This window comes from Bradyrhizobium sp. 604_D8_N2_3 (assembly GCF_051810765.1).
Lineage (GTDB): Bacteria > Pseudomonadota > Alphaproteobacteria > Rhizobiales > Xanthobacteraceae > Bradyrhizobium > Bradyrhizobium barranii.
Map to the genome: position 1 here is coordinate 8,255,531 of NZ_JBPWPM010000001.1, position 25,473 is coordinate 8,281,003.

Annotated in this window: 26 protein-coding genes and 1 pseudogene; 15 read left to right on the forward strand and 12 right to left on the reverse strand. The window is 65.5% G+C overall.

Going from position 1 to position 25,473, the window contains the following annotated elements:
* Positions 1-14: 14 nt before the first annotated feature.
* The 4 genes from AB7245_RS39640 to AB7245_RS39655 all read right to left on the reverse strand — a co-directional run bounded on the left by AB7245_RS39640 (position 15) and on the right by AB7245_RS39655 (position 4,654).
* Positions 15-287, reverse strand: coding sequence for a helix-turn-helix domain-containing protein (locus AB7245_RS39640; protein WP_014492044.1), 273 nt, complete (start codon positions 285-287; stop codon positions 15-17).
* 307 nt (positions 288-594) lie between these two features.
* Positions 595-2,643 (reverse strand): elongation factor G, encoded by a 2,049-nt coding sequence (locus tag AB7245_RS39645; protein WP_085399307.1) that lies wholly within the window; start codon positions 2,641-2,643, stop codon positions 595-597.
* 153 nt (positions 2,644-2,796) lie between these two features.
* The gene (locus AB7245_RS39650; protein WP_085399306.1) at positions 2,797-3,279 is read right to left on the reverse strand and encodes a DUF992 domain-containing protein; all 483 of its coding nucleotides are present in this window, start codon (positions 3,277-3,279) and stop codon (positions 2,797-2,799) included.
* Between the two features lie 172 nt (positions 3,280-3,451).
* Complete coding sequence (locus tag AB7245_RS39655) at positions 3,452-4,654, reverse strand: pyridoxal phosphate-dependent aminotransferase (protein ID WP_039157959.1); 1,203 nt, start codon at positions 4,652-4,654, stop codon at positions 3,452-3,454.
* Between the two features lie 561 nt (positions 4,655-5,215).
* Here AB7245_RS39655 and AB7245_RS39660 point away from each other — a divergent pair.
* The 6 genes from AB7245_RS39660 (at position 5,216) to AB7245_RS39685 (ending at position 9,116) form a co-directional block, all read left to right on the forward strand.
* Positions 5,216-5,866: a glutathione S-transferase family protein gene (locus tag AB7245_RS39660; RefSeq protein WP_071909583.1), complete on the forward strand. Its 651-nt coding sequence runs from the start codon at positions 5,216-5,218 to the stop codon at positions 5,864-5,866.
* 152 nt (positions 5,867-6,018) lie between these two features.
* The gene (locus AB7245_RS39665) at positions 6,019-6,195 is read left to right on the forward strand and encodes a hypothetical protein (RefSeq protein ID WP_167768215.1); all 177 of its coding nucleotides are present in this window, start codon (positions 6,019-6,021) and stop codon (positions 6,193-6,195) included.
* A gap of 85 nt (positions 6,196-6,280) precedes the next feature.
* Entirely contained in the window at positions 6,281-6,427 is a 147-nt protein-coding gene (locus tag AB7245_RS39670) for a hypothetical protein (protein ID WP_162137015.1), read from the forward strand.
* 128 nt (positions 6,428-6,555) lie between these two features.
* Positions 6,556-7,368 (forward strand): PAS-domain containing protein, encoded by an 813-nt coding sequence (locus AB7245_RS39675; RefSeq protein WP_085399305.1) that lies wholly within the window; start codon positions 6,556-6,558, stop codon positions 7,366-7,368.
* An 87-nt stretch (positions 7,369-7,455) separates the two neighbouring features.
* Complete coding sequence (locus AB7245_RS39680) at positions 7,456-7,911, forward strand: GNAT family N-acetyltransferase (protein WP_085399304.1); 456 nt, start codon at positions 7,456-7,458, stop codon at positions 7,909-7,911.
* Between the two features lie 263 nt (positions 7,912-8,174).
* Complete coding sequence (locus tag AB7245_RS39685; RefSeq protein WP_028151823.1) at positions 8,175-9,116, forward strand: aldo/keto reductase; 942 nt, start codon at positions 8,175-8,177, stop codon at positions 9,114-9,116.
* 18 nt (positions 9,117-9,134) lie between these two features.
* Here AB7245_RS39685 and AB7245_RS39690 read toward each other — a convergent pair whose 3' ends face one another.
* From AB7245_RS39690 to AB7245_RS39700, 3 genes are all read right to left on the reverse strand, one after another.
* Entirely contained in the window at positions 9,135-9,458 is a 324-nt protein-coding gene (locus AB7245_RS39690; protein WP_085399303.1) for an antibiotic biosynthesis monooxygenase family protein, read from the reverse strand.
* Positions 9,459-9,544: 86 nt separating this feature from the next.
* Entirely contained in the window at positions 9,545-10,762 is a 1,218-nt protein-coding gene (locus AB7245_RS39695) for a DUF1501 domain-containing protein (RefSeq protein WP_167768214.1), read from the reverse strand.
* 2 nt (positions 10,763-10,764) lie between these two features.
* Complete coding sequence (locus tag AB7245_RS39700) at positions 10,765-12,321, reverse strand: DUF1800 domain-containing protein (RefSeq protein WP_439035580.1); 1,557 nt, start codon at positions 12,319-12,321, stop codon at positions 10,765-10,767.
* A gap of 114 nt (positions 12,322-12,435) precedes the next feature.
* Here AB7245_RS39700 and AB7245_RS39705 point away from each other — a divergent pair, with 114 nt between their 5' ends.
* Positions 12,436-12,654, forward strand: a complete 219-nt coding sequence (locus AB7245_RS39705) for a cysteine-rich CWC family protein (protein WP_085399301.1) — start codon at positions 12,436-12,438, stop codon at positions 12,652-12,654.
* Between the two features lie 172 nt (positions 12,655-12,826).
* Here the strand turns inward: AB7245_RS39705 and AB7245_RS39710 are convergent, their stop codons facing one another.
* The 3 genes and pseudogenes from AB7245_RS39710 to AB7245_RS39720 all read right to left on the reverse strand — a co-directional run bounded on the left by AB7245_RS39710 (position 12,827) and on the right by AB7245_RS39720 (position 14,713).
* A complete protein-coding gene (locus tag AB7245_RS39710; RefSeq protein ID WP_439035581.1) occupies positions 12,827-13,522 on the reverse strand; it encodes a glutathione S-transferase family protein in 696 nt (231 codons plus the stop codon).
* A gap of 185 nt (positions 13,523-13,707) precedes the next feature.
* A complete protein-coding gene (locus AB7245_RS39715) occupies positions 13,708-13,938 on the reverse strand; it encodes a hypothetical protein (protein ID WP_085399300.1) in 231 nt (76 codons plus the stop codon).
* Positions 13,935-14,713, reverse strand: a pseudogene (locus AB7245_RS39720) (TSUP family transporter). The gene AB7245_RS39715 and the pseudogene AB7245_RS39720 overlap by 4 nt, the downstream one beginning before the upstream one ends.
* Before the next feature lie 307 nt (positions 14,714-15,020).
* On the opposite strand from AB7245_RS39720, the gene AB7245_RS39725 reads away from it, so the two are divergent.
* The 4 genes from AB7245_RS39725 (at position 15,021) to AB7245_RS39740 (ending at position 17,576) form a co-directional block, all read left to right on the forward strand.
* A complete protein-coding gene (locus AB7245_RS39725) occupies positions 15,021-15,938 on the forward strand; it encodes a LysR substrate-binding domain-containing protein (RefSeq protein ID WP_063985542.1) in 918 nt (305 codons plus the stop codon).
* A 124-nt stretch (positions 15,939-16,062) separates the two neighbouring features.
* Positions 16,063-16,290, forward strand: a complete 228-nt coding sequence (locus AB7245_RS39730) for a hypothetical protein (protein WP_439035582.1) — start codon at positions 16,063-16,065, stop codon at positions 16,288-16,290.
* Positions 16,291-16,344: 54 nt separating this feature from the next.
* Positions 16,345-16,575, forward strand: coding sequence for a hypothetical protein (locus AB7245_RS39735; protein ID WP_063985544.1), 231 nt, complete (start codon positions 16,345-16,347; stop codon positions 16,573-16,575).
* A 104-nt stretch (positions 16,576-16,679) separates the two neighbouring features.
* Complete coding sequence (locus AB7245_RS39740) at positions 16,680-17,576, forward strand: HAD family hydrolase (protein ID WP_085399298.1); 897 nt, start codon at positions 16,680-16,682, stop codon at positions 17,574-17,576.
* Between the two features lie 15 nt (positions 17,577-17,591).
* On the opposite strand, the gene AB7245_RS39745 is transcribed toward AB7245_RS39740, so the two are convergent.
* On the reverse strand, positions 17,592-19,148 hold the full coding sequence (locus AB7245_RS39745; protein WP_135216024.1) for a hypothetical protein: 1,557 nt from the start codon (positions 19,146-19,148) through the stop codon (positions 17,592-17,594).
* 245 nt (positions 19,149-19,393) lie between these two features.
* Between AB7245_RS39745 and uvrB the strand changes: the two genes are divergently transcribed.
* The gene (gene uvrB / locus AB7245_RS39750; protein WP_135216023.1) at positions 19,394-22,366 is read left to right on the forward strand and encodes an excinuclease ABC subunit UvrB; all 2,973 of its coding nucleotides are present in this window, start codon (positions 19,394-19,396) and stop codon (positions 22,364-22,366) included.
* Positions 22,367-22,463: 97 nt separating this feature from the next.
* On the opposite strand, the gene AB7245_RS39755 is transcribed toward uvrB, so the two are convergent.
* Positions 22,464-22,700: a hypothetical protein gene (locus AB7245_RS39755; RefSeq protein WP_028151579.1), complete on the reverse strand. Its 237-nt coding sequence runs from the start codon at positions 22,698-22,700 to the stop codon at positions 22,464-22,466.
* Between the two features lie 292 nt (positions 22,701-22,992).
* On the opposite strand from AB7245_RS39755, the gene AB7245_RS39760 reads away from it, so the two are divergent.
* The 3 genes from AB7245_RS39760 (at position 22,993) to AB7245_RS39770 (ending at position 25,428) form a co-directional block, all read left to right on the forward strand.
* Positions 22,993-23,445, forward strand: coding sequence for a nuclear transport factor 2 family protein (locus AB7245_RS39760; protein ID WP_085399295.1), 453 nt, complete (start codon positions 22,993-22,995; stop codon positions 23,443-23,445).
* Between the two features lie 237 nt (positions 23,446-23,682).
* Positions 23,683-24,123 carry a nuclear transport factor 2 family protein gene (locus tag AB7245_RS39765; RefSeq protein WP_063985546.1) on the forward strand — a complete coding sequence of 147 codons (441 nt, stop codon included), beginning with the start codon at positions 23,683-23,685 and terminating at the stop codon, positions 24,121-24,123.
* Positions 24,124-24,504: 381 nt separating this feature from the next.
* Positions 24,505-25,428, forward strand: a complete 924-nt coding sequence (locus AB7245_RS39770) for a hypothetical protein (RefSeq protein ID WP_085399294.1) — start codon at positions 24,505-24,507, stop codon at positions 25,426-25,428.
* Positions 25,429-25,473 lie beyond the last annotated feature (45 nt).

Below are 25,473 nucleotides of genomic sequence, written 5' to 3' on the forward strand. Positions count from 1 at the left end.
CACGATCAACGCGATCATGCTCCCACGCGGCGCGGCGGTCCCGGCTCCTTCAGGCGAACGCCCCGCCCGCCGCTGTCGCTGCGGGCCTGCTCGCCGATCAGCTCGACGCCGGCCCGGTCGAACGCCTCGACCACCTTGATCAAGGTCTCGACCACTCCGCGCACATTGCCGGTGCTGGCCTCCATCCGCTGGATGGTCGGCAGCGAAACGCCGGCGAGCTCGGCCAGGGCTTTCTGGTCAATGCCAAGCAGCGCGCGGGCTGCCCGCATCTGGAACGACGTGATCACCGTGGCCTCACGTATCAGAGTTTATAAGTGATATCTGGAGCATGTACAATGATGTAAAATACATCATTGCAAGGCGAACGCAAGGGAGTTTGCCGTACGACCCGTCCGTCTCCACCGTCATTGCGAGGAGCGAAGCGACGAAGCAATCCAGAATCCCTCCGCGGAAAGACTCTGGATTGCTTCGCTGCGCTCGCAATGACGGAGAGGAGGAGGCTGTGTGAGTCCAGTTTTCACGGTGCGCGCGGAAACAGCCCCTCTCCCCGTAAAGAACGGGGAGAGGGAGTGAGAGAGCCGTGCTTCCCTTACATCACGCCGCGTGCTGATGCGCGGCGATGATCTGGTCGGCGGCGCGGCCGGTCACCTCGGCCATGTGGTCGAACTGACGGGTGAAGCTGCCGGCTCCAGCCGTGGCCGAACGCAGCTCGACGATCAGCTCGCCGATCTCCGCTTCTGGCATCATGGCGCGGACGCAGTCCCATCCGCTCCAGCCGTCACGGGTGTCGAAGCCGAGGATCTGGCCGCGCCGCGCCGACAGGATCGCGTTGATCTTGGCGGTGGCGTCGGTCGGGCAGACGATCTCGACCACGTGGATCGGCTCCAGCAGCACCGACTGGCATTGCGGCAGGCCTTCGTTGAGTCCGACCCGCGCCGCCGTCCGGAAGGCGAGGTCGGAGGAGTCGACGCTGTGATAGGAGCCGTCGGTCAGCGTCACCTGCAGATCGGTGACGGGGAAACCGAGTGGGCCGCGTGTGAGCCCGTCGACAACACCCTCTTCCACCGCGCCGATATAGTTGCGCGGCACCGCGCCGCCGACCACCTTCTCGGTGAACTTGAAGCCCTCGCCGCGCGGCAGCGGCTTGATGTCGAGCACGACATCGCCGAACTGACCGTGACCGCCGGACTGCTTCTTGTGGCGGCCGCGCTGAACGATCGGCTTGCGGATGGTCTCCTGGTAGCCGATCGCGGGTGGATGCGAGGTGATCTTGACGCCGAAGCGGTCGCGCAGCCGCTCGCTCGCCACGCGCAGATGCATTTCGCCCTGGCCCCACAGCACGGTGTCGTGGGTCTGGGCGTTCATCACGACGCCGAGCGAAGGATCCTCCTCATGCAGCCGGGCAAGGGCCTGGCCGAGCTTGACGTCGTCCTTGCGATCGGTAGCGGCGACCGAGATCGCGAGCACCGGCGGCGTCGGCTCCGGGGCGAACAGCGCAGCCGGCGGGGACTTGCCGCTCGAGACCGTGTCGCCGGTCTTGATCGGGTCGACCTTGGCGAGCGCAACCGTGTCGCCGGCTTCGGCCGCGGCACGCTTGGTATCGTAGGCGCCGTTGACGGCGAGGATGCCGGAGATGCGACCGCTCCCGCCGGAGGCGGATTGCAGCGTGGCTCCGTCGTCGAGATGGCCGGCGAGCAATCGCGTCAGCGACAGCTTTCCGCCGTGCTGCGAATGCAGCGTCTTGAAGACGTAGCCGAGCGCCTCCTTGCTGGCCGGCACACCGAGACGCTTTGCAGTCTCCTCGATGCCGGGCGCCTCGTGGCGCAGGGCCTTCATCAGGCGCAGCACGCCGTTTTCGCGCGCGGCGGCACCCAGCAGCACGGGGCAGATCTGCCCCTCGCGCAATTCGCGGGCGAGATCGTCGAACACCGCATCGCGCGGGGGCTGGATGTCCTCGAGCAGTTGCTCCATCAGCGCGTCGTCGTGATCGGCGAGCTTCTCCAGCATCGAGAAGCGGGCCTCCTTCTCACGATCGAGATCTCCGCCTTCGAGCGCGACCACCTCGGAGGCCTTGTGCTCGCGGTAGACGAACGCACGTTCCAGCGCGAGATCGACGAAGCCCTCGATCAGCTCACCCTTCCAGATCGGGATCTGGCGCAGCACCAGCGGTACGCGCGAGGCGGGCTGGAGTGTCGCCAGCGTCTCGCGGATGCGCTTGTTGGCGCGGTCGATCTTGTTGAGGAACAGGAAACGCGGGATCTTCAGCTCCTCAAGCTCGCGCAGGATGATCTGAAGCTGCGGCAGCTTCTTCTCGTCGGCCTCGCAGACCACGACCGCGGCGTCGACAGCGGGAAGCGCTGCGCGCATGTCGTGGGCGAACTCAACGGAACCGGGACAATCGAGGAAGGTGTAGCTGTCGCCCATGAAACTCGTGGTGGCGGCAGTCAGGCCGACGGTCATCTTGTGATGACGGGCCTCCGGGAAGGCGTCGCCGACGGATGTTCCGGCGTCGACGCTGCCGGCGCGGGGGATTGCGCCCGTTCGCGCCAGTATTGCTTCGAGAAGTGTGGTTTTACCGCTTTGGAATGGGCCCACCAGTGCGATGCACCGTGGACCTCGGGGACTTCTGACGTCTTGTCCCATTCGCCGCCTCCTTGGTGTGGAGCTCGGCCCATGATTGGGTCGGCAAACGCCGATGCTCTGCCCGTCCCCGAGATTTGGCAAGCATCAAAAATCGCTGCGGTGCGTCGTTGCCGAGATCGCGTCGGACCGACGCGATCTGCACACGCGAAATTGTCAACGACCCGGACGGAGTTCCAGACTCTCGAGGCCGGCGGCGACGTTGAGGCCGACCTGGCCCTGTACGCTGAGCGGCTGGAGCGCGATCGAATTGTTGGAGCCACCGACCAGCGCGTTGCCACCGATACCGACGCCGACTGAGGCGCTGCCCTGCGCGCCGGCATAGTTGCCCGAGAGATCACCGGGGCCGAGCCGATCGACCGGCGCGAACACGCCCCATGCAAGCGTGGTCTCCTGGGTGATGCCGATGTCGAGGCCCACTTTACGGATGGTCGCGACGTAGCGATCCTCCGGCAAACCGTCGGCACGCAGGACGCAGCCGAGATGGGTCACCGATCCCACGATGAAGCCGACGCTGGCGCCGCCGCGGCATTCGAGCACGCCGACCCGGACCATCCGCTGCTGCTGCGCGCTGCTGTTTGCGACGGAGGCAACGAGGCTGGCCGCGGCGAGCCCGGCGAGGATGAACGAACGGCGCATGAATATCTCCGGCGATGAATGTGATGCGAGCAGAGAGAGCGCCCCACCCGTGTTGCGCGATGGTCTATGCCACAACAGCCGTGGTGGTGCCAGATCACGCGTGACGATAAGCGTGCAAACAATAAAAAGGCCCGCCGGAGGCGGGCCTTTTCGATAGGTATTCGCGACAGGCTCAGCGGAGATTACCGCAGAAGCGCTGGATGCGCTTGCAGGCGTCTTCGAGATCCGAGGTCTTGGTCGCGTAGGAGATGCGGAACGCCGGGCCGAGGCCGAAGGCCGAACCCTGCACCACGGCGACGCCTTCGGTCTCCAGCAACTCGGTCACGAAGGTCTCGTCATTGTCGATCACCTTGCCCGACGGTGCGGTCTTGCCGATGGTGCCGGCGCAGGAGGGATAGACGTAGAACGCGCCTTCGGGACGCGGGCACTCGATGCCCTTGGCCTGGTTGAGCATGGAGACCACGAGGTCGCGGCGCTCCTTGAACACCTTGTTGTTGGCGGGGATGAAGTCCTGCGGACCGTTCAGCGCTTCCACCGCGGCCCATTGTGCGATCGACGACGGGTTCGAGGTCGACTGCGACTGGATCGTCGACATCGCCTTGATCAGCTGCGCCGGACCGCCGGCGTAACCGATGCGCCAGCCGGTCATGCAATAGGCCTTCGACACGCCGTTCACGGTGAGCGTGCGGTCGTAGAGTTTCGGCTCGACCTGCGCGACCGTGGTGAACTGGAAGTCGTCATAGACGAGGTGCTCGTACATGTCGTCGGTCATCACCCACACATGCGGATGCCTGACCAGCACGTCGGTGAGCGCCTTCAGCTCGGTCCTGGTGTAGGCCGCGCCGGTCGGGTTCGACGGCGAGCACAGGATCACCCATTTGGTCTTCGGCGTGATCGCGCGCTCGAGCGCCTCGGCCTGCAGCTTGAAGCCGGTCGCGGCGGTGCAGACCACCGGCACCGGCTCGCCGCCGGCGAGCGCCACCATCTCGGGATAGCTGACCCAGTACGGCGCGGGGATGATCACCTCGTCGCCCGGATTGATGGTCGCCATCAGCGCGTTGTACAGCACCTGCTTGCCGCCGGTGCCGACGATGATCTGGTTCGGCTTGTAGGCCACGCCGTTCTCGCGCTGAAACTTGCCGATGATGGCTTCCTTCAGCTCGGGAATGCCGTCGACGGCGGTGTACTTGGTCTTGCCGGCTTCGATGGCATGGATCGCAGCCAGCTTGATGTTGGCGGGCGTGTCGAAGTCGGGCTCGCCGGCGCCGAGGCCGATGACGTTGCGGCCCGCCGCTTTCAGCGCACGTGCTTTATCCGTGACCGCGATGGTCGCGGACGGCTTCACACGGTCGAGCGCAGCGGCAAGGAAGGACATCGTCATCTCCTGACAAGCGTCGTGAACCCTTTGGCCTCACGACTCCGATTGTGGGAATGAGCCACCCTAAAACGTGTGCCGCTGCGCTGCAAGAAACTTCGGTCCGATCTCGAAAAAGTTTACGGATCTGGAGCGTTTCAAGGCGCGATTTCCCGCAATTTTCCGTAACTTTGCCGCCGGAATCCCTCATATCCGGCAAGGCCTGTCCTCGGAGCAATTTTGCGCGTTGCGCGCCGCCATGAAGCTGACGGCAGTCTGACGCTCGACAGGACGCTTGAGACAACCTTTGAGCGATTTGCTTTGAAAGACTTTGGCCGTCAGCGGCCGAGGCGATCACGATCGTTCAACCGTCCCGCACGAACGTGCGGCCGCGCGCTAACGCAAGCGTGATCCGATTTGCAGCGTCGCACGAAAATGATCTTTCGCGGCATTGCGGTGCGGTAGGGTTTTCGAGTTTTTCTATGGCGCGGGTCTTGCGGCGGATTCGCAACGGCATCATTGTTTAGCCGCGGTGCGGGGCAACGAACACCGCGCCTTCCCGTCCTCGGAACGAACTCCAGAATGTACAAGCTCTATTCGATGCAACGCTCCGGCAACAGCTACAAGGTCCGCCTTGCGCTGGCCCTGTTGAGCGTGCCTTACGAAGCAGTCGAGGTGGACATTCTGCGCGGCGAGAGTCGCACGCCCGACTTTCTGACCAAGAACCCGTCGGGACAGGTGCCGCTGCTCGAGGTCGGCGACGACCGCTATCTCGCCGAGTCCAACGCCATCCTCTGGTACGTCGCGGTCGGCACGCCGCTTGCGCCCGAGAACCGCATTGACCGCGCCGAGGCGCTGCAATGGATGTTCTTCGAGCAGCACGCGCTCGAGCCGAACATCGGCGCCGCCTATTTCTGGCTGTCGCTGGTCAAGGGCGGCCGCGATCTCCAGACCCACTCCCTGGAAGACTGGATGGAGCGCGGCTATGGCGCGCTCCAGGTGATGGAGAACCACCTCAAGACCAACGCCTATTTCGCCGCCCGCCAGCTCACGGTCGCCGACATCGCGCTCTACGGCTACACCCACCTCGCCGAGCGCTGCGACTACGACCTCTCGACCTTCCCGGCGATCCGGGACTGGCTGAAGCGCGTGGAAGCTGCACCCGGCTTCGTGGCGATGGACTGGCGGCCCGCCGACGTCGACGACCCCGCCAGTATCGCGGCGGGCGCCTGACGGCGCGCTGGCTCCGGGAATAGCGGGCATAAGGACAGCCTATGCCGCATTCTCGCCATTTTCGACGCTATGGCCGCCCCAATATTGCCGGTTGAAACGGGGAAATTGTTCGAGTCGCGGGTGATTCGCTCGCACGTTGAAGGATTTAGACCATGATTCGGGCGTCCGGCACGGCAGGCTTTCGGGGCCAAACCGCTACCGTTTCGTCTTCCCGGCTGACCAACGCGGTCGTGGCCTCGCTCGCCGTCGCCGCGCTCTCGCTGTGCCTGATCGTCACCCTGACTGTGCTGTCGACCAAGGCGACCATGGCGATGGGTCTGCCGGTCTGATCCCCGTTTCATCCCGGACCCGCCTTCAAGGTGCCACGCGGCCCGCGCCGACCGGCATCGCGACAGGACACCGATGAAATCGCCTGTGGTAGTCGTTGCAATCACCCTGACTGCGGCCATCCTGGTCGCGGCATCGCTGTTGATTTTCACCGGCGTGCGCAAGAGCTCGGGGACGTCGACGCTGAATGCGCCGGCGCAGCAGCAGCGCCTCAGGCACGCGCATTTGGCCTAAAATCATCCGAAAGCTTTGCCCTTGCCGGCAAGTGCTCCTTAAGCGCACCGCATGAAATCGCATCGCATGGGCGCAACGATCGGCCAGTGTTGCGGCCTTACCTCGTTCGGGAGGAGCGAGACTGGCCCATGCGGTTCGGATGGCGTGCGATCTCCGGTCCGGCGCTGACAGCGGCAATTGCGCTGCTGGCGATCCTGCTCGATCGCTATATCCATGTTCCCTCGCCTGCGCCCCTGTTCGTCTGCATCGTGGCGCTCGCCGGCTCACTGTCGGGTCTCGCTTCCGCCATGACCAGCGCCGCCGTCGCGGTGATCGGCGCGGCGTTGTTCTTTCTGGCCCATCGGGCCCTGCCGGGCTATGCGGCGGCGGATCTGGTCCGGCTCGGCCTCCTCGCCGTGACGACTGCCGGCACGGCCGCAATCACCGGCCTGATGCGCGAGCGGCTGCTCGGCACATTCGCCGCCGAGCGCCAGAGCCACGCCACCGCCGCGCGGCTGTCGGCCGCGCTCGACCAGGTCGATATCGGCATCGTGCTGCTCGACGCCGAAACGCGTGCCGAATTCATCAACCGCGCATTTCGCGACTATTTTGCGCTGCCGGACGAAGTGGCCGACGGCAAGCCGCCCTTCATTGCGCTGATGTATCACGGTCGCGACACCGGCGCGTTCGAGCTGCCCGAGGATGAGCTCGGCACCTTCATCGCGCAGCGGATGCAAATGGTGCGGATCGGCGATGCCACGCCGATCAACATCGCCTTGCGCAATGGCGAGGTGCTGCGCTTCGTCTGCGCCGTCCTGCCCGATGGCGGGCGCATGCTGGGCTACACGCCCGTGACCGACCTCGTGCGCCACACCGACCCGCCCGCGCGCGCCGAGTACTACCGCTCGCTGCGCGATCCCGCGGGCCGCAGGCTGATGCGGTACTTGCGCGTCGCGGAGTGATGCGACGGCGCGATTGATCGGCAGTGCGATCATCACGTATGAAGGACGCTTCATCGCCTTGCGTCCTCCGAGATCGCGGAAACCCACATGTCGCTCACCATTCGCTCCGTCACGAAACAGGACTACGATCAATGGCTGCCGTTGTGGGATGGCTATAACGCTTTCTACGGCCGCTCCGGCCCGACCGCGCTGGCCCCCGAAATCACGCGGATGACGTGGCAGCGCTTCTTCGATGGCTATGAACCGGTGCATGGGCTGGTCGCCGAGAGCGACGGCAAGCTGCTCGGCATGACGAACTATCTGTTTCACCGCAGCACCACGGCGATCGAACCGTCCTGCTATCTGCAGGACCTGTTCACGCTGGAGGCCTCGCGCGGCAAGGGCGTCGCCTCGGCGCTGATCTACGACGTCTACGAGCGCGCAAAGCTCGCGGGGTCCCCGCGGGTCTACTGGCAGACGCACGAGACCAACGTCACGGCGCAGAGCCTGTACGACAAGGTCGCCGAGCGCTCCGGCTTCATCGTCTATCGCAAGATCTTCTGATCGCGGCAGTCGCGCAGTCCCTGTGGATAACTCTGCCTGTCACCCGCGCGTAACATAGCGGGACTACGTTGCACCTGCGTCTGATCAGCCCCCCCGTCACCGATCAAGCGCCCCAAAGCGGTCCCCGTCAGTCGCCGCGTCTGACAGGGGCCGCATTTTTTTTGGCTTCAGTTCCCGGCAGCATGGCAGCAACGCAAGGCGACGCCTTGCCGCTAGCGGGCAGCGCAGCCACAATGGCCCGCTTTCTCCTGACAGGACCTCCCATGGAAATTCGTAATCTCGGCGCCTCCGGCCTGCGCGTGTCCGCGGTCGGGCTCGGCTGCAACAATTTTGGCCAGCGCATCGACCTGGAGGCCTCGCGCAAGGTGATCCATCGCGCGCTCGATCTCGGCATCACGCTGTTCGACACCGCCGACATCTATTCGGCCATGGGCGGCTCGGAAAACGTGCTCGGCGCCGTGTTGGGCGATCGCCGCAAGGACATCGTGCTGGCGACGAAATACTCGAAGCCGATGGCGGAGGACGGAACCAAGCAGGGCGCTTCGCGCCGCTACATCATGGCGGCCGTGGACGCGAGCCTGAAGCGGCTGAAGACCGATTACATCGATCTCTACCAGCAGCACGATTATGACCCGCTGACGCCGATCGAGGAGAGTCTCCGCGCGCTCGACGATCTCGTCCGCCAGGGCAAGGTCCGCTACATCGGCAATTCGAACTTTCCCGCGTGGCGGATCGCCGAGGCCGAGTACGTCGCGCGCGCGATGAATGTCAGCCGCTTCGTCTCCTGCCAGGACGAATATTCCCTGGTCGTGCGCGACATCGAGAAGGACCTGCTGCCGGCAGCAACGGAATACAAGCTCGGCCTGTTGCCGTTCTTCCCGCTCGCAAGCGGACTTCTGACTGGCAAATACAAAAAGGGTGAGTCCGCACCCGGCGACACCCGCTTTGGCCAAACTCCGCGACTGCGCGACCGCTACGTCACCCCGCGCAACGAGGCGATCGTCGAGAAGCTGCAGGCCTTTGCGCAAGCGCGCGGACACTCGATGCTCGAGCTCGCCTTCTCGTGGCTCGCCGGCCGCCCGCAGGTCTCGAGCGTCATCGCGGGCGCCACCCGCGTCGAGCAGATCGAGCAGAACGTCAAGGCGATCGCGTGGAAGCTCAGCGCCGATGAGATGGCGGAGATCGACAAGATCACGCAGGGCTGATGTTTAAAGCGCGGCGCGTTACTTCGCGCCGCGTCCCACCGTCTGCATCACCTCAAAGCCTTCGAACTGGGGATGGCCGAGATAGAGTGGCTTGTTATCGCCAGCGCGCTGATGCGCCGCGCGAAACGCCTCCGACTTGGTCCAGGCCTCGAACGCGGCGTGGTTCGCCCAGATCGTGTGTGAGGCATAAAGCGTGTGGTCCTCGAGCTCGGGGCCGCGCAGCAAATGGAATTCGACGAAGCCCGGCACCCCGTCGAGAAACGTGTCGCGCGAGAGCCAGACCTGTTCGAAAGCGGTTTCAGAGCCCTTGGTGACGCGGAAGCGGTTCATGGCGATGTACATGGGGGTGATCTCCTGATGCTCGGCTCATCATGTCGTCATTCCGGGACACACCGCAAGGCGCGGGCCCGGAATGACGGTGGCTGTTATTACACCACCAGTCCCTTCATCGGCCGCGCAGCGGCGCTGTCCGGGAACACCGTCTCCGCCAGCACGCGATCGGACAGGCCGAACTGTCCCTGCAGCACGCCCTTGATTACCGAGCGCAAATCCGTGGTCGGCTTGAGGTCGCGGCCTTCGTAGAGGTTGGCGAGCTTGAGGCCGGGCCAGTCGGAGATGACGCGGCCGCCTTTCACTGCGCCGCCGGCGAGCAGCGCGATCGTTCCGGTGCCGTGATCGGTGCCGTCGGTGCCGTTGATGCGCGCGGTGCGGCCGAACTCGGTGGCGACGACGATTGCGGTGTCGCGCCAGCGCTCGCCGAGGCCGCTTTCGAACTCGGCAAGCGCGCCATCGAGGCCGCCGAGCAGGAAGGCCAGACGCCCGACCGGACCGCCTTCATTGGCATGCGTGTCCCAGCCGTCGAAGGCGAGCGCGGCAATGCGAGGGCCGTCGTCGGCCGCCATCAGTTTTGCGGCGCCGCGCGCGACCTGGCGCATCTGCGCGACCTGATTGCCGGGCTTCGGCTTCATGTCGTCGCCACTCGCGGCCTTCTCTAGCTGGAGGCCCTGCGACAGCGCGGAAGCCAGCGCGGGATCGCGGTGGCGATAGAGATCGACCAGCCGCATCGCGGTGTCGTCGTCGGCTTGCGGCAGCGCCACCGGCGCCCAGCCGACGGTCGGCGCATTGCCGCGCAGCACCAGTGGCGTGGTCGGCCCGACCGCGAGCCCGCTCGACACACGCTCGCCGCGCGGCAGCGCTTCGAGCGCGCGATTGAGCCAGCCGGATTGCACGCGGCCGGGGCCGGTATAGCCGCTTTCGAGCACGTCCTGGCCATCGAAATGCGAGCGGTCGCGATAGGGCGTCGCAACAGCATGGATCACCGCGGCATGCATGTCGCGATACATGCGCGCGAATTCCGGCATCGCCGGATGCAGCGCGAAGAAAGGATCGAGCATGATGGCGGGATGCGCGCCGTCGGCGGCAAGCGCGATCGAGCCGTGCAGGCCGGCATAATCGGGGTCACCGAGCGGCGCGACGGTCGAGAGCCCGTCGAGCGCGCCGCGCAGGATCACCACGATCAAGCGCGGATCGCGCCCGCCGGCCGCGCGCGCGAATTTCGGCAAATAAGCCCATGCCGCGAAGGATGCGCCGCCGAGCAGGAGGCCGCGGCGCGAGGTGAGGAGCCGGTTCTCGACGCAGTCGATCATCATCATCTCCTCTGCATTTCCGGCGACATCAGCAGCAGCGCCAATGCCTGTTGGCGCGATTCCGCCCGTTCGATGGTTTTGCGCGTCTCGATGGACGCCGCATCAGCGGCGGCGAATTCGAGCAAGTCGAGCGGATCGATATTGGGCCCAAGCCGCGCGCCCATTTGTGCCGCGATGTCGAGCCGGAGCTTGATGCCTTCGGGTGCGGCCCAGGCCGCGCTGGTATCCGGGAAGCCATTGGGACCGGCCGGCGACCACAGTGGCTGGCCGAGCAGATTGAGATTGTTGAGATAGCCGCCGGGATCCTCCGGCACGCGCGCGAGCAGCCGGCCACTCGCGACCACGAAGTCGTAGGGCGAGCGCATCTTGGTCAGCGGCGCCTTCCACGCTTCGTCGGAATCGACGAGCGCCGTCGCCATCGCCTTGAGATCACCGTCGGTCTTGACGAAGACGTCGCGCAATCGCGCCACGAGGGCCGGCGGCGGATCGTCGGCAACGAAATGGCGGACGAATTTGGTGGCGATGAAATTGGCGGTCGAAGGGTGGCGCGCGATGTCGGCGAGCGCGGCCTCGCCTTGCGCGAGTCCGGTCGGCTCGTAGGTCTTGCCGAGCAACATCTGCGGCCCGGGCTGATGCGCGTTGGCGTTGAACGCGAAGGAGCCGGGCGTGCCGAGCTGCCCCTGCCTTCCGGCAAAGGTCCAGCCGGTGATGATGCGCGCGAGCGAGGTGACGTCGTCCTGTGTGTAGCCGCCGCCGACGCCGAGCGTATGCAGCTCCATGATCTCGCGCGCGAGATTTTCGTTCAGCCCGCGCTTGCGGTTTTGCCCGGCGCGCGAGTCCGGCCCGAGCGATTGCTGGTTGTCGAGGAAGAACAGCATCGCCGGATGCTGCTCGACCGCCCTCAGCATGTCGGCGAAGCGCCCGAGCACATGCGGCCGGATCGCCTCGCGCTCGAACGCGCCGGCCCAGATCCGCGCCAGCTCGCCCTTGCTCGCGGAGATGCAGAAATGGTTGGACCAGAACACCACCAGCCGCTCGGTGAAGCCGCACTCGACCAGCGTCGCGCGCTGCAACCGCGCCAGCGCCTCGGCACGAAAGGTTTTCTGGATCACGTTGAGCGGCTGCGGCGCGGGCTTGGCGGCAGGGGGCGCGGCAGCGTTGGGCTGCATGGCGTCCGGTTTCGCCGCATTGTCGGCGGGCTTGGCCTCCGCCATCTGGCCGGCGATCTCGGTCGCGGCCGCATTGAGCGAGAGATTGCGGCGCAGCCCCGGCTTCGGATCGGCCGGTGCCTGCTGCGCCCCTTCAGCGGGCGCAGCAGCCTTTGCGGCCTCGCCCGCCTGCTTGACCTGGTCCTGATAGGCGAACACGGCCTGGCCCAGCTGCGGTGTCGATTGCAGGCCCGGCGCCTCCAGCAGCACGCCGTTGGGGCGCGCGAGTTCCGCCTTCACGAAGCCGCGCGGATCGGAGGCCGCGTTGATGAGATCGCCGGACGCCCCGCCGCGCGCTCCGAAACCGAAACGGTTGAGCGCGACGAGGGCAGCTTGCGAATCGCGGGCCATCGATGTGTCCTTCGCGCGTTGCCAACCGCTTTCCGAGTCTGAGCGCAGCGCCTAATATACCGTAGCGGGAGATGAACCCGGCATGAAAATGACGGCGAAGCCTTTGGGCAAATCATGACAAATCCGAAAGAATTTCCCTCCGAATTTCCCTTGCCGGAACCGCGCCGCCTCGCCTGCTCCCGTTGCGGCACCGAATTCGGCTGCGATCTCTCGGGCACCTGCTGGTGCGCGGAGGAAACGGCGCGCCTGCCGATGCCGGTCAAGGGCGAGGATTGTTTGTGCCGGGAGTGTCTGAGGAAGGCGGCGGCGGAGGCGGTGAGCGCGGCTCGTTAAGCGTGAGAGGATCGCCACAACCTCGGTGTCGTCCCTGCGGACGCAGGGACCCATAACCACAGGAAGGCGTTTGGCGAAGACTCGTCGTTCGGTATGCGACCATCCGCAACATTCAGATCACGCGGTATGGGTCCCTGCGTTCGCAGGGACGACGGTGTCGAGAGAGCCTGCCTTACACCGCGTGCCCCGGCGACTTCCGCGCCATGCCGTCGAACGCGTCGAGCAGTTTTTCGCGCCACGCATAGACGGGATCATCCACTTCCAGCAGCCTGAACGGGCTCACCACACGCGCCCATTGAAAACCGCCGAACACGATATAGTCGGCATAGTTCGGCGCGCTGCCGCCGAGATAGGCCTGCGTCTTGAACGTCTGCCGCATTACTTCGAGCGACTTGCGGAACGCGACGACGCCGGTCTCGCGGCTCGCCTGGACCTCTTCCAGGGGCTTGCCGAACCGCGCCTCACGCGACTGGCGGAAATAGGCGGCGTCGACCTGGCCGAGGTTTTTCGGGATGTCGGCGACGATCAGCAGAGAGAGGCCGCCGACGATGGCGATGTCGCCCCAGGCATTGAGCATGCGCGCCATGGCGCGGCCGCCCTCGCCGCCGAACAGCGACGGCTGGTCTGGAAAATTGTCTTCGAAATAGTTCGCGATCGCCCAGGAATCGATCACGGGCTTGTCATGATGCAGGAGCACCGGGACCTTCTCCGAGCCGTGCGGCGAAATCGCGCCCTTCTCGGTGAAGCGCCAGGGCAGCGATTCCGCCGACAGCCCCTTGTGCGCCAGCGCCATCCGCGTGCGCCAGCAATATGGGCTGAACGGGCGCGCGGCATCGGTACCGACGAGTTCGAAGAGCTTGAGCGACATGAAAGGCCTTCCCTGCCAGAGCCTCATCCTGAGGAGCGCGGAACGCGCGTCTCGAAGGATGAAGGCCCGATCTCGGCCTCGCCCTTCGAGACGCGCGCAAGATGCGCGCTCCTCAGGGTGAGGGTCTCCCATTCTGGATTGCTTCGCTTGCGCTCGCAATGACGATGTGGCGGCGGAGGTGTGTGTCACCGCCCGTTCGTGCGCAGCAACTTCTCGCCGTCCGTCGTCACCGCGATGATCAGCCCCACGCCTGCAATCGTTTCGCGGGTGACGTAGCCGCGCTCGGCGGCGTCTTCCCAGATCGTGAGACGCGGGCATGAGGTCTTCCAGGTCGCGATCACCTCGGCATAGGCGCGCGGCTCGCGCGCGATCCATTCGACGAAGTCCAGCACCAGCGGGTCGGCCATCTCGCTCATTGCAAACCTCCCTTGTCGAAAGCCGCCAGCACCGGGGTACGAAGCAGGAGCCAGCCGCCATAGGCGATGTAGTAGCAAGCGATGGTGGTGATCAGCTTGTTCGACCAGGCCACGAATTGCTGGTCGGTCATGGCTTCGAGGATGCGCCGCGCCAGCGTGGTGCCGAGCATAGAGGCTGCGATCGCGACGCCGGCGAGCACGGGATCGAGGCTCGCGGCCTGGTCGATGATGCGGCCGAAATAGACGAGCTTGGTGAAATGGCTGACGAGCTGGCACATCGCCTTCGTCGCCACCTTCTCGCGCCGGCCGAAATCGCCGCCGAGGAAGAAGGTGTCGAGCAACGGGCCGGACACGCCGGTCATCAGCATCAAGCCCTGCAGATCGTGCCATAGACGGTGCCCTGCCAGAGACGGTCGGGATCCGGCTTGATGTTCGACGGCAGCAGCCGCGCCATGAACGGGGTGATGCCGAGCAGCAGCAGCGCCATCGGCTTGTCCGGCACATAGCGGGTGAGCGACCAGGCCGCGAGCGCGACGGCAGCGCCGACCATGTAGTTCGCGACCGGCCGCCAGCGGATATGCGCGCGCCACAGGAACGCGCGCCAGCCGTTCGAGGCCATCTGCGTGATCGCATGCAGCACCATCGCGGTCGGCAGCGGCATCAGCGCCAGCAGCACGCCGATCAGGATCAGCCCGCCCGCCATGCCGAACAGCCCCGACAGGAACGCGGTGGTGACCATCAGCAATCCAAGGGCAGCGATCATGATGGGCGTCACGAGAGATTCTCCTGCAAGCACGTAAGGGACGAAGGCTGCATCACTCCCTCGCCCAGCTTGCGGGGAGAGGGTGGGGTGAGGGGGAGTCTCCGCAAGGAAGGTGGCAGAGGGACTCGCGGAGAGTCCCCCTCACCCGGAATTTGCTCTCGCAAACTCCGGCCTCTCCCCGCGTGCGGGGAGAGGCGAAGAACGCGGCGGCGGCCCCGAAACACAACTTGGAATTACTCTCATTCTTGTGCCTCGCTTGCCCCGGCTGCGCAAACTGAGTTATCTTGGCCTTGCATCAGCTTTCCTGAGGGTGGGTCATTTGCGGCGGCTGCTGTTTCTCAACGGCATCAAGGCATTCGAGGCGGCGGCGCGGACCGGCAGTTTTGCGGCGGCCGGGCTCGAGCTCAGCGTGTCGGCGGCGGCCGTCAGCCGCATGGTGCATCTGCTGGAGGAACGTCTTGGCGTCGCGCTGTTCGAGCGCAAGGCCAACAAGCTCGTGCTGACGCAGGCAGGCCGCGCCTATCAAGGCGGGCTGACGCCGATCTTCGACGCGCTGGCAAGCCTCACCGCGCAGGTGACGGCGCCCTCCAGCGTCCGCGTGCTCACCATCGGCGTCGGCCACACCTTTGCGATGCGCTGGCTGATCCCGCGCCTGTCGGAGTTTCGCAGCGAGGAGCCCGACATCGAGGTGCGCTTCACCACCGGTGGTGCCGAGGTCCCATTCGGCGAGGACTGGAGCTGCGGCATCAAGCTCGGCACCGGCGACTGGCCCGGCCTGGTCGCCGAGCCGCTATTCGCCGGCGACCTCACGCCGGTCTGCGTGCCTCGCCTCGCCACCGGCCTGAAGCGGCCCGCCGACCTCAAAGGGCCAGGCCTGATCCGCGTCACGCATTCGCCGGAGGATTGGCCGATCTGGCTCAAGGCGGCGAACCTCACCCGCATCAACGCGCGCGGACCGGAATTCCAGTTCTACGGCCAGGCGCTCCAGGCCGCCGCCGACGGCCTCGGCATCGCCATGGGCATCCGGCCCTATATCGACGACGATCTCGCCGCCGGCCGGCTGGTCGCGCCGTTCGATCTCTCGGTTCCCAAGGGCATGCGCTGGTACCTGCTGTATCGCAGTTTTCAGACCGAGCAGCGCGACTTCGCCGCGTTCCGGCGCTGGATCATGCGGGCGGCCTCGGAGCCCGCCGCACGCCCCGCCAGGCGGATCGGCCGCGCCGCGCCGCGGAACTGACGCCCGTTCCACGAGGCCCTGGGCAAAAAAGCCGGCCGCTTGTGAATGGCTTCACATACTGAACCCGCCAAACGTGGTCCCCTGACCCTTCAACAAGACACTTACGGAACATTTGGGGACTACAATGACGACCATCTACGACGGCTTTGACATCGAATCCTTCGAGGCCGGCAAAGGCCTCTGGCATGCCCGCATCCGCCGCGCCGATCTCAGCCCCCTCGCCATCGACGGCGTGCTGTTTCCGGCCATGGAAGTCGGTTTCGCCTGGCCGGATCAGAACGCGGCGATCGCCGATGCCAAGCACCACATCGACCGCTTCCGCCAGCGGGCCGACGACCACGACGACGAATAAGCGCGGGACTCCAAGCGAACCAAGGGACAGCGCAGCATAAAGGGGGAACCGGTCATGTCAGTCATCGAATTCGAAGACACGCCGCGGCCGAGAATCTATGCCCGCAATGTGCTGTCGAAATGTCCCGAATGCGATGGCGATCTCGCGGTGCTTCGCGTGATCGGCGGCCGCGCCGGGTGCGAGTACTGGACCATGCGCTGCACCGATTGCGGCGGGATCCATCTCGACATCCTCGAGCCGCACCGGGCGAGCAACGACGACGAGGCCCCGCCGCCGGCGGCGTAAGGCGCGACCGGCGATCCGGTCGCACGCTCGCAATCGCAATTCCATCCGGCCCCTGCAACTGCTATGCTGGCGCAGCAACCGCGCGCGCAGGCGAGGCATGACGGATGATCAAGGCTCTGCTGCTCGATCTCGGCGATACACTGATCGACTCCGCCAGTGAAAAACCGTTTCCCGGCGTCGAGGACGCGCTCGGCGTGATCGAGACCTTCGAGACGGCGGACCACGCGCCGCTGGTCGTGTGCCTGGTCTCGGACTACACGATGCCTGAACCGCGGACATCACGGGCGATCGCTGCGACCTTTGCCGAATACCTTGAGTTGCTCGACAGGACCGGCCTGCGGCGCTTCTTCGAACCGGTCGAGGAACGCGTGACGCTGTCGACCCATGCCGGCGCGAGAAAGCCCGATGCCTTGGTGTTCGAGACAGCCTTTAAGCGCGCCGGTGTCGATGGCGGCTTGAATCAGGCGCTGTTCATCACGGAAAATGCCGAGCATATAGCGGCCTGCCGCAAACTTGGGATGAAGACCCTGCGATATGGCACCGATTTCACATCCTGGTCGCAGGCCCCCTTGCTGATCTCGCAGGACATTGGCGCCGCCGGTTTCAAGAACAGCGAAGCGGTGTTCAGACCCGCTTTGGCCGACCGTGGCCTGAAGCTTCAATCCATCGAGGACCTCAGCCCGAACAAGCTCCGCGGCACTGCACGCAATCTGGTGCAGCTGCATTCGCCCGACCTCGGCAGCTTCAACGACGTGCATGTTGAGTTGCCGGTGGAGGTCGCGGCGAGCCTCGATTCGGCCGGTCGCATCACCACGGTGCACTCGACGCCCCGTCCTGACGACGTGGCCGAGGCCATTCTGAATGTGCAGTCGCTCGCGGCCAACAAGCAGATCGCCGACGGTCCGCCCGATCCCGCATCGCCCGTGCTGCCGACCTATCGGGTGGAAACGGATTCTGAGGGGCGGCGCATTCTGCGCCGCCGCCGCTTGACGGCCTTTTGACCGCAGACCGCCGCCTCAAATGCAGCAGCCGCACAGGAAGCGGATGCGGGTCAGCACCTTTTTGCCGCCGACCGTGCGGATGACGTGGGTGCGAATATTGTTCGACGACGCATCGTCGGCCGCGGCGGCGGCCACCAGCCCTTTCTTCTTCGCCGTCTTTGCGGCCGCCTTCGGCTTGCCGTCGAGCTCGATGCGACCGTTCCTGAGCAGCGTCTCGACGAAGGCGCCGACCTCGTCCTCCGTGCGATTGTGCTCTGGCAACGCGCCGAGCACCGCCGCACGGGCGCCGGAGCGGCCGATCAGAACCGGCTCCGCCGCGAAGGCGACCACGCCGCGAAGTCTGGTGTCGATATCGCCGAGCGGGACTTCGCGCCGATGCACCGCTTCCGCCACGCCCTCCCCGAGCATGGCGAGCGGGCGGATCGCGAATCTGGCGCCCTTCGCGCCGATCCGCTCGCGCAGATCCGAGAGCGTGCTCGGCGCGATCGTGGCGCTCGCCTTCAGGATCTTGGGTGGCGGCCCCGCCAACGCCGCCGTCGGCGCGGTCATGGCGGCGCTGCCGAGCATGATGTCGTGATCGGAGAACGCCTTGCCGATGATCTCGCGATTGGCGCCGTTGTTGATCTGGCCGTCGGCCTTGACCATGGCCCGGCCCACGGACTGAAAATATCGCGCCGTCTCCGGCGTCTGCCGCACCGCTTCGACCAACAGCCTGCCGCAGGTCTGCGCGGCGGTCAGCAGCGCCGCCTCGCTGCCGGCGCCGCTCGCCGCGAACACGCCGCGGAGCGTGTCATAGAATGCGCCGGTGAAGACGCGGCTGAAATTGTGGCTCTCGCGCGTGAGCAATTCGGGCGGATCTTCGAACTTGCCGGCCGGCAAGGTGCTGGGCAGCTGCCATTTGAACGTATTCAGCGCCCGCCGCGGCTTCGAGGGGTTGACGTTGCCGAACTGCTTGAGAATGGCGGCCGACAGATATTCGGAACTCGCCTCGACGAAATTCGGCTGGGACAGGTCGGGCGTGATCTGAAGCAGCTTGATCCGCGTCGCCTGGTCCGACAGCGCGGTCAGCAGGGCAACCACGTCGCCGAACGCTTCGTGAAACGCTCCGACCTCAGGTAGCGGGCTGTTGAACAGCTCCGGCCGCTGGGAATCGAGCAGGGCGTGGCCGACCTCATGGCTGACCGTGTCGGTGCTGGCCGCGGAGAAGGTGGTTGTGGTGCCGTCGTTGAAGTCGAAGAACCGAACACCTTGCGTGTCGTAATAGGCATTCAACCGCCGGGGGCCGACCGTTTCACCGTCATTGTAGGTCAGGCTGATGTCGATGCGAGGCCCTTGCGACCATCTGGCGAGGTTGCCGGCATAGGTCTCCCAGGCCTCCACAGCGGCGAGCGCCGCTTCCCGGCTCTGCCAGAACAGAAAGTCCCGCTGATTGACACCGAACGGGGCCTCGGCCGCGTGAGCCTCATAGTTGAAATTTGCACGCCCGGCCGGACGGTCGGGCCGCGCGTCCTGCTGCCGTTGCGGCATGTCGGTCACGGCATTGGGGTCGTTCGGGATGAAATTGATTGTCATGGAATCTACCCGCTGTTGAGGCGACTGGCCGCGCCTGCGGCCGAAAGCGCCGCCGAGATGCATGAAAATGGTCAGATCATCGCGCAATAAACACTACCTAAAGTAGCGCCATCGCCGTCCGACGCAACGACAAATTTGTCGCGTCGGGGCGATCATGGCTCCTGCTGCCAACCTGCTGTCAGCAGCCTGAGCACGGAAGGGCATTCGCCCTTTTCTGAAGCGCTGACTCGTCCCATATTCGGGGCATGGCGAAGAAACCTGCTCCCCCGAAATCCCCCAAATCCAAAGCCCCGAACTCGAAGGCACATCGGCCCGACGTGCAGCCGATCGGGCCGGCGCTGGCCGAACTTCTGAATCCCGCGATCAATCGCGGCGATGCCGGGCTGGGATCGGGCACCGGGCTGCAGCCGCCGCCGGACAATTCGCGCGACCGCCGCGCCGGGGGCGAGGCCGCCGCGCACCGGGCGCGCGCCTCGACACCGAGAGATTTTCCGCAGGATAATGCCAAGAATCTGACTAAGCCGATGCCGCTGCGGCCCAATCCGCAGCCGCCGGGGGCGCGTGCGTCGGAGAGCGGCGGCTTCGACGAGGCGCCGCAGGCCAATTACGGCACCGCGGCCACGATCCCGACGCTCGATCCGGAACTGGCGCGGCAGCTCGGGATGCCGACAGAGGAGGACGATGCGGAAGCGCTGGCGCGTCCGCCGCGCAACAAAATGGAGGCGCTCGGGGTCAAGGCGACCGCGGATGCGCTGGAATCGCTGATCCGCGAGGGCCGTCCGGAGTTCCGCAGGGACGACGGCTCCACCAAGGTGTGGACGCCGCACCGGCCGCCGCGCCCGGAAAAGTCCGAAGGCGGCGTGCGCTTCGAGCTTAAGTCCCACTATGAGCCGCGGGGCGATCAGCCGACCGCGATCAAGGAGCTGGTCGAGGGCATCGAGCGCAACGACCGTTCGCAGGTGCTGCTCGGCGTCACCGGCTCGGGCAAGACCTACACCATGGCGCAAGTGATCGAGAAGACGCAGCGTCCCGCCATTATCCTGGCGCCGAACAAGACGCTCGCCGCCCAGCTCTATGGCGAGTTCAAGAGCTTCTTCCCTGATAACGCGGTCGAGTATTTCGTCAGCTATTACGACTACTATCAGCCCGAGGCTTATGTCCCGCGCACGGACACCTACATAGAAAAGGACTCGTCGATCAACGAGCAGATCGACCGCATGCGCCACTCGGCGACGCGCGCCCTGCTCGAGCGCGACGACGTCATCATCGTCGCCTCGGTGTCCTGCATCTACGGTATCGGCTCGGTCGAGACCTACACCGCGATGACGTTCGCGCTGAAGAAGGGCGAGCGCATCGACCAGCGCCAGCTGATCGCCGACCTCGTCGCGCTCCAGTACAAGCGCACCCAGGCCGATTTCACCCGCGGCACGTTCCGTGTGCGCGGCGACGTCATCGACATCTTCCCCGCGCACTATGAAGACCGCGCCTGGCGCGTGAATCTGTTCGGCGACACCATCGAGACCATCGAGGAATTCGATCCGCTCACCGGCCACAAGCAGGACGAGCTCGAATTCATCAAGATGTATGCGAACTCGCACTATGTGACGCCGCGCCCGACGCTGGTGCAGGCGATCAAGTCGATCAAATCGGAGCTGAAGCAGCGGCTCGACCAGCTACACGACCAGGGCCGTCTGCTGGAAGCGCAGCGGCTGGAGCAGCGCACCACCTTCGATCTCGAGATGATGGAGGCGACCGGAAGCTGCGCCGGCATCGAGAACTATTCGCGCTATCTCACCGGGCGCCTGCCCGGCGAGCCGCCGCCGACGCTGTTCGAATACGTCCCCGACAACGCGCTGGTGTTCGCCGACGAAAGCCACGTCACCGTGCCGCAGATCGGCGGCATGTTCCGCGGCGACTTCCGCCGCAAGGCGACGCTCGCCGAATACGGCTTCCGCCTGCCCTCCTGCATGGACAACCGCCCGCTCCGCTTCGAGGAGTGGGACATGATGCGGCCGCAGACGGTCGCGGTGTCGGCGACGCCGAGCGGCTGGGAGCTGAACGAAAGCGGCGGCGTGTTCGTCGAACAGGTCATTCGCCCGACCGGACTTATTGATCCTCCCGTTAATATCCGCCCCGCCCGCACCCAGGTCGACGATCTCGTCGGCGAGGTCCGCGCCACCGCCCAGGCAGGCTATCGCTCGCTGATCACGGTGCTGACAAAGCGCATGGCGGAGGATCTCACCGAATATCTGCATGAGCAGGGTATTCGCGTTCGCTACATGCACTCCGATATCGACACCATCGAGCGTATCGAGATCATCAGGGATCTTCGCTTGGGCGCCTTCGACGCGCTGGTCGGCATCAACCTGCTCCGCGAGGGTCTCGACATTCCCGAATGCGCACTGGTCGCGATTCTGGACGCCGACAAGGAAGGCTTTTTGCGCAGTGAAACGTCCTTGATTCAGACCATCGGCCGCGCCGCGCGCAACGTCGACGGCAAGGTGATCCTCTATGCCGACCAGATGACGGGCTCGATGGAGCGCGCCATCGCCGAGACCAACCGGCGCCGCGAAAAGCAGGTCGAGTACAACACCGCCAATGGCATCACGCCGGAGAGCGTGAAGAAGCAGATCGGCGACATCCTCAACTCCGTCTACGAGCGCGACCACGTGTTGGTCGAGGTCGGCGGCCACGACATGACCGACGACGTCATCTCGATCGGCCACAATTTTGAAGCCGTGCTCGCCGATCTCGAAACCCGCATGCGCGAGGCCGCCGCCGATTTGAACTTCGAGGAAGCCGCCCGCCTCCGCGACGAAGTCAAACGCCTGCGCGCCACCGAGCTCGCAGTGGTCGACGACCCCACCGTCAAGCAGCGCACCGTGCAGGGCAAGGCCGGCGCCTATGCCGGCACCAAGAAGTACGGCGACGCCGCCAACCTCCCCGTCAGCGCGATGAAGAAAAAGACCGTGAGCTCCGCACTGAAAGCCAGCGGCGGCGGCAGCGGCTCGAAGGTGCACAAGCCGCATCTCGACGAGATGCACGGGCCGGAGTCGTTGCCCTATCGCGAGAACCCGAGCCTGCCGGCAAAGCCGTTCGGCAGCACGAGCCGGATCATCCAGCCGACGGACTCGAGGCAGTCCGGGCCGGAGTTCGGACCTGCGCCGAAGTCGACGGGTGGACAGCCGGGACGGCGGGGTGGGTGGAAGAAGAGGTAGGCGGCGGAGTATCGTCCGCGCTTGTCGTGGTTATGGATTCCGGGCTCGCGCTTCGCGCGCCCCGGAATGACGAGGGAGCATGTGGTGCCGTTCGCGCCTACAACTTCCCCTGCCCGTTTACCTGACCCTGCTGTTGCTGCTGCTTTTCCTGCTCCTTGGCGTGATGCCTGCCGTAGAGGCAGCCGGCGGCGGCGCCCAGGACGCCGTGATGGCCGGCATAGTGGCCGGCGACGCCGCCGACGACGGCGCCCTTGATGCAGCCCTTGGCGTTGGCGGCGGAGGTCGCGCCCAGCATCAGAAGTGCTGCGGCGACGGTGAGAAGCGGGGATTTCATGATCGATGTCTCCGGATCGGTTTCGGTGTCTCAACGAGCACCGACGGGCGCGGGTTCCCGTGTGCCGTGCGTGGCGGACGCGCCCACCGGCATGCACGCGGCGTCATGCGGGACGCGAAAGCCCGCTCGAATTCTTGCAGGCGGCCATCAACACAAGCTTTAATTGCATTTCATGAACCGGGCTTTGCATCGGCGCGTCATATGATCCGGACACCATTGTTTTTGCGGATTGCTGGACCCGCAGAGCGCGCATTGGCGTTTGCAATCGACACCCCACGAGGGCGGGAGCGGCATGACGGTTGGATCGCTGAACAGGCAACGCGTGCTGCATCTGCTGGACAGCTTTGCGCGCGGCGATATCGAGGCCGCGCTGTCGTGCTGCACCGACGACGTCGACTTTCTTACCCACGCGCCGATCGACGTACTGCCGCACATGGTGCCGCGCCACGGCAAGCAGCAGCTGCGCGATCTGTGGCAGACCGTCTGGTCGCGCTATTCCGAAATCCGCTACAGGGCGCCGCACATCCTCGCCGAGGGCGACGAGGTCGCGACCTACATGCACACCTACTTCAAGAAGCGCAGCAACGATCGCGTCGTGCAGTTCGACATGGCGGTGTTCTACAGCTTCCGGGGCGGACTGGTGGCGCAGATCCGCGAGATCATCGATTCCTACGATCTGGTGCAGCAGGTGCTGGAGCGGGAGATCGGGCCGCTGATCGTGGGCGCGCGGGCGGACGGGGGATGATCCTTCGCGCTCGCCCCGTTCTGACGGGCAGAGGTGGAGCAGAGACCGGGAGATTACGGGGTTCTGTTGTAAATCTCACAAACCCGCATCAATTGTGCATTGCGAAAACGTGAATTGCGTTTTGGCCGAAATCGCCTATTTTATTTGTATACGAATGAATTGAGCGGCCCCCGCACCTTTTCTGTGCATGGGGTTGCTTTCCGTTTTTTCTGCAAGCCAGCTTCAGGACGCCCCCAAATGACAGAGCACAGCCTCTGGCGTTTCTCGCGCGCGTTGCATCGCGCGGTGAACGACCGGGATTTCAGGGACATCGAGGCCCTGATCGACGAGGACGTCGAGTGGGCGATCTACGGCCCGATCGACATGTTTCCGTTCCTCGGCGCGCGCCAGGGCCGGGACGCCGTGCTCGACGTCATCCGCCAGCTCGCCGACAATTTCCACGTCCGCCGCTTCGACCGCGAGAGCATCATGCTCGGCGTGGATTCCGCCGCCTCGATGCTGCGCTATTCGCTGACCGCGCTGGATTCCGACAAGCCGATCAGCTTGCGGGTGGCGCAGTTCGCCCAGTTCAGGGCGGGCAAGCTGATCAGCATGCGCGTGCTGGTCGACACCTTCGATCTGGTTGAACAGGCACTCGGCCGCGCCATTCATCTGCCGAAGATGACCCGCGTCGGCTGAGGGGGACGCCAACGGGCCCCGCTTGCCGGGACCGATGATTGATGCTCGCCCGACCCGCGTCCTGGCCTCCAGCCCCGCCGGATGCCGTCGTGGCGAAGCTCGTCATCGGGCGCGCCTTTCGCGCGGCCCGTTGGTTCGCCATTCCAGTGGTTTGAGCATGATCTCCGCGCAAACGCGTTCCGCGTTTGTCGCGAGGGAAAACCGCTGCACACTTTGCGCTGGCGCGGCCCTTCGGGTCCGGATCATGCTCTGGCCGAGGCGAGCCGCCACAATTTCGCAACGATAGATCACCATGTGTTGAGCGGACGGAATGGCGCATGGTCATCACCGAAGGCCGCATTATAGTGGCGGCAGGCATGCGCTGGGCTCGCGGGCAGGACGATGGAATTCTCGACAGGTTTTGGCTGGACCAGGCTGCCGGTGCTGGCGGCCGCATTCATTTTGGGCTCGGTTCTGACGGTCTCGGCGCAGATCATCCCGCCCTTCTCGGCGGCTGCGCCTGACGACGAGGCCGAGACCGAAGCCACGGAGACCGCCGCAGCTCCCGACGTCAACGACCCCGACATTTTAAAGGGCATCGACGTCGACAAGCTCGACTGGAGTCAACTCGCGGTCGACGCCGGTACCGGCAACGACGTCATGGCCGCCAAGAAGCGCGCCCAGGCCGCGGCCAAGGACGGCCTGAACTGGTCGTCGAACGCGAACGCCAACGGCTCCTCCGCGGTGACGGTGAAGCAGTCGGTCTCCTCGTTCTGGGACGCCCGCATCGGCGCCGACATGACGGTGACGAGCGAGCCGCGGACGATGTCCGAGCTGCTGGCGCAGAAAGCCACCAATGGCGGCAGCCTGCCGCAATCCTCCGGCAGCGCCTGGGCGGCCGCGACCGCGCCGGGCGCCGGCTCGATCTGGGACAAGACCGCGGTGGAAGCCCGCGTCGATCCCGGCGCCGAGCAGAGCAAGATCGGGGCGTCGCTGATCAAGTCGGTGCCGCTGTCGAGCGACACGTCGCTGACGCTCCAGAACGGCTACAGCGTCAACCAGCAGGGCACCACCGCGGTGCCCGGCATCGGCGGCCACATCACGCGCAATTACGAGACCGAGCAGAGCGCCAAGGTCACCCTCACCGACACCGGCACCAGCATCACCGCCGGCCAGTCGCTGTCGACCACCGACGACAAATGGCTGCGCAAGGTCGGCGCCGAGCAAAAGCTGTTCGACAACGTCACCGTCTCCGGCTCGGTCGGCGAGACCTCGCAGGGCGCGATCAACAAGAGCCTGACGGCGGGCTTCAAGAAGAGCTGGTAGCAGTCCTGCGCCCCCCTCTGCCATCATCCCGGGATAGGTTCGTTT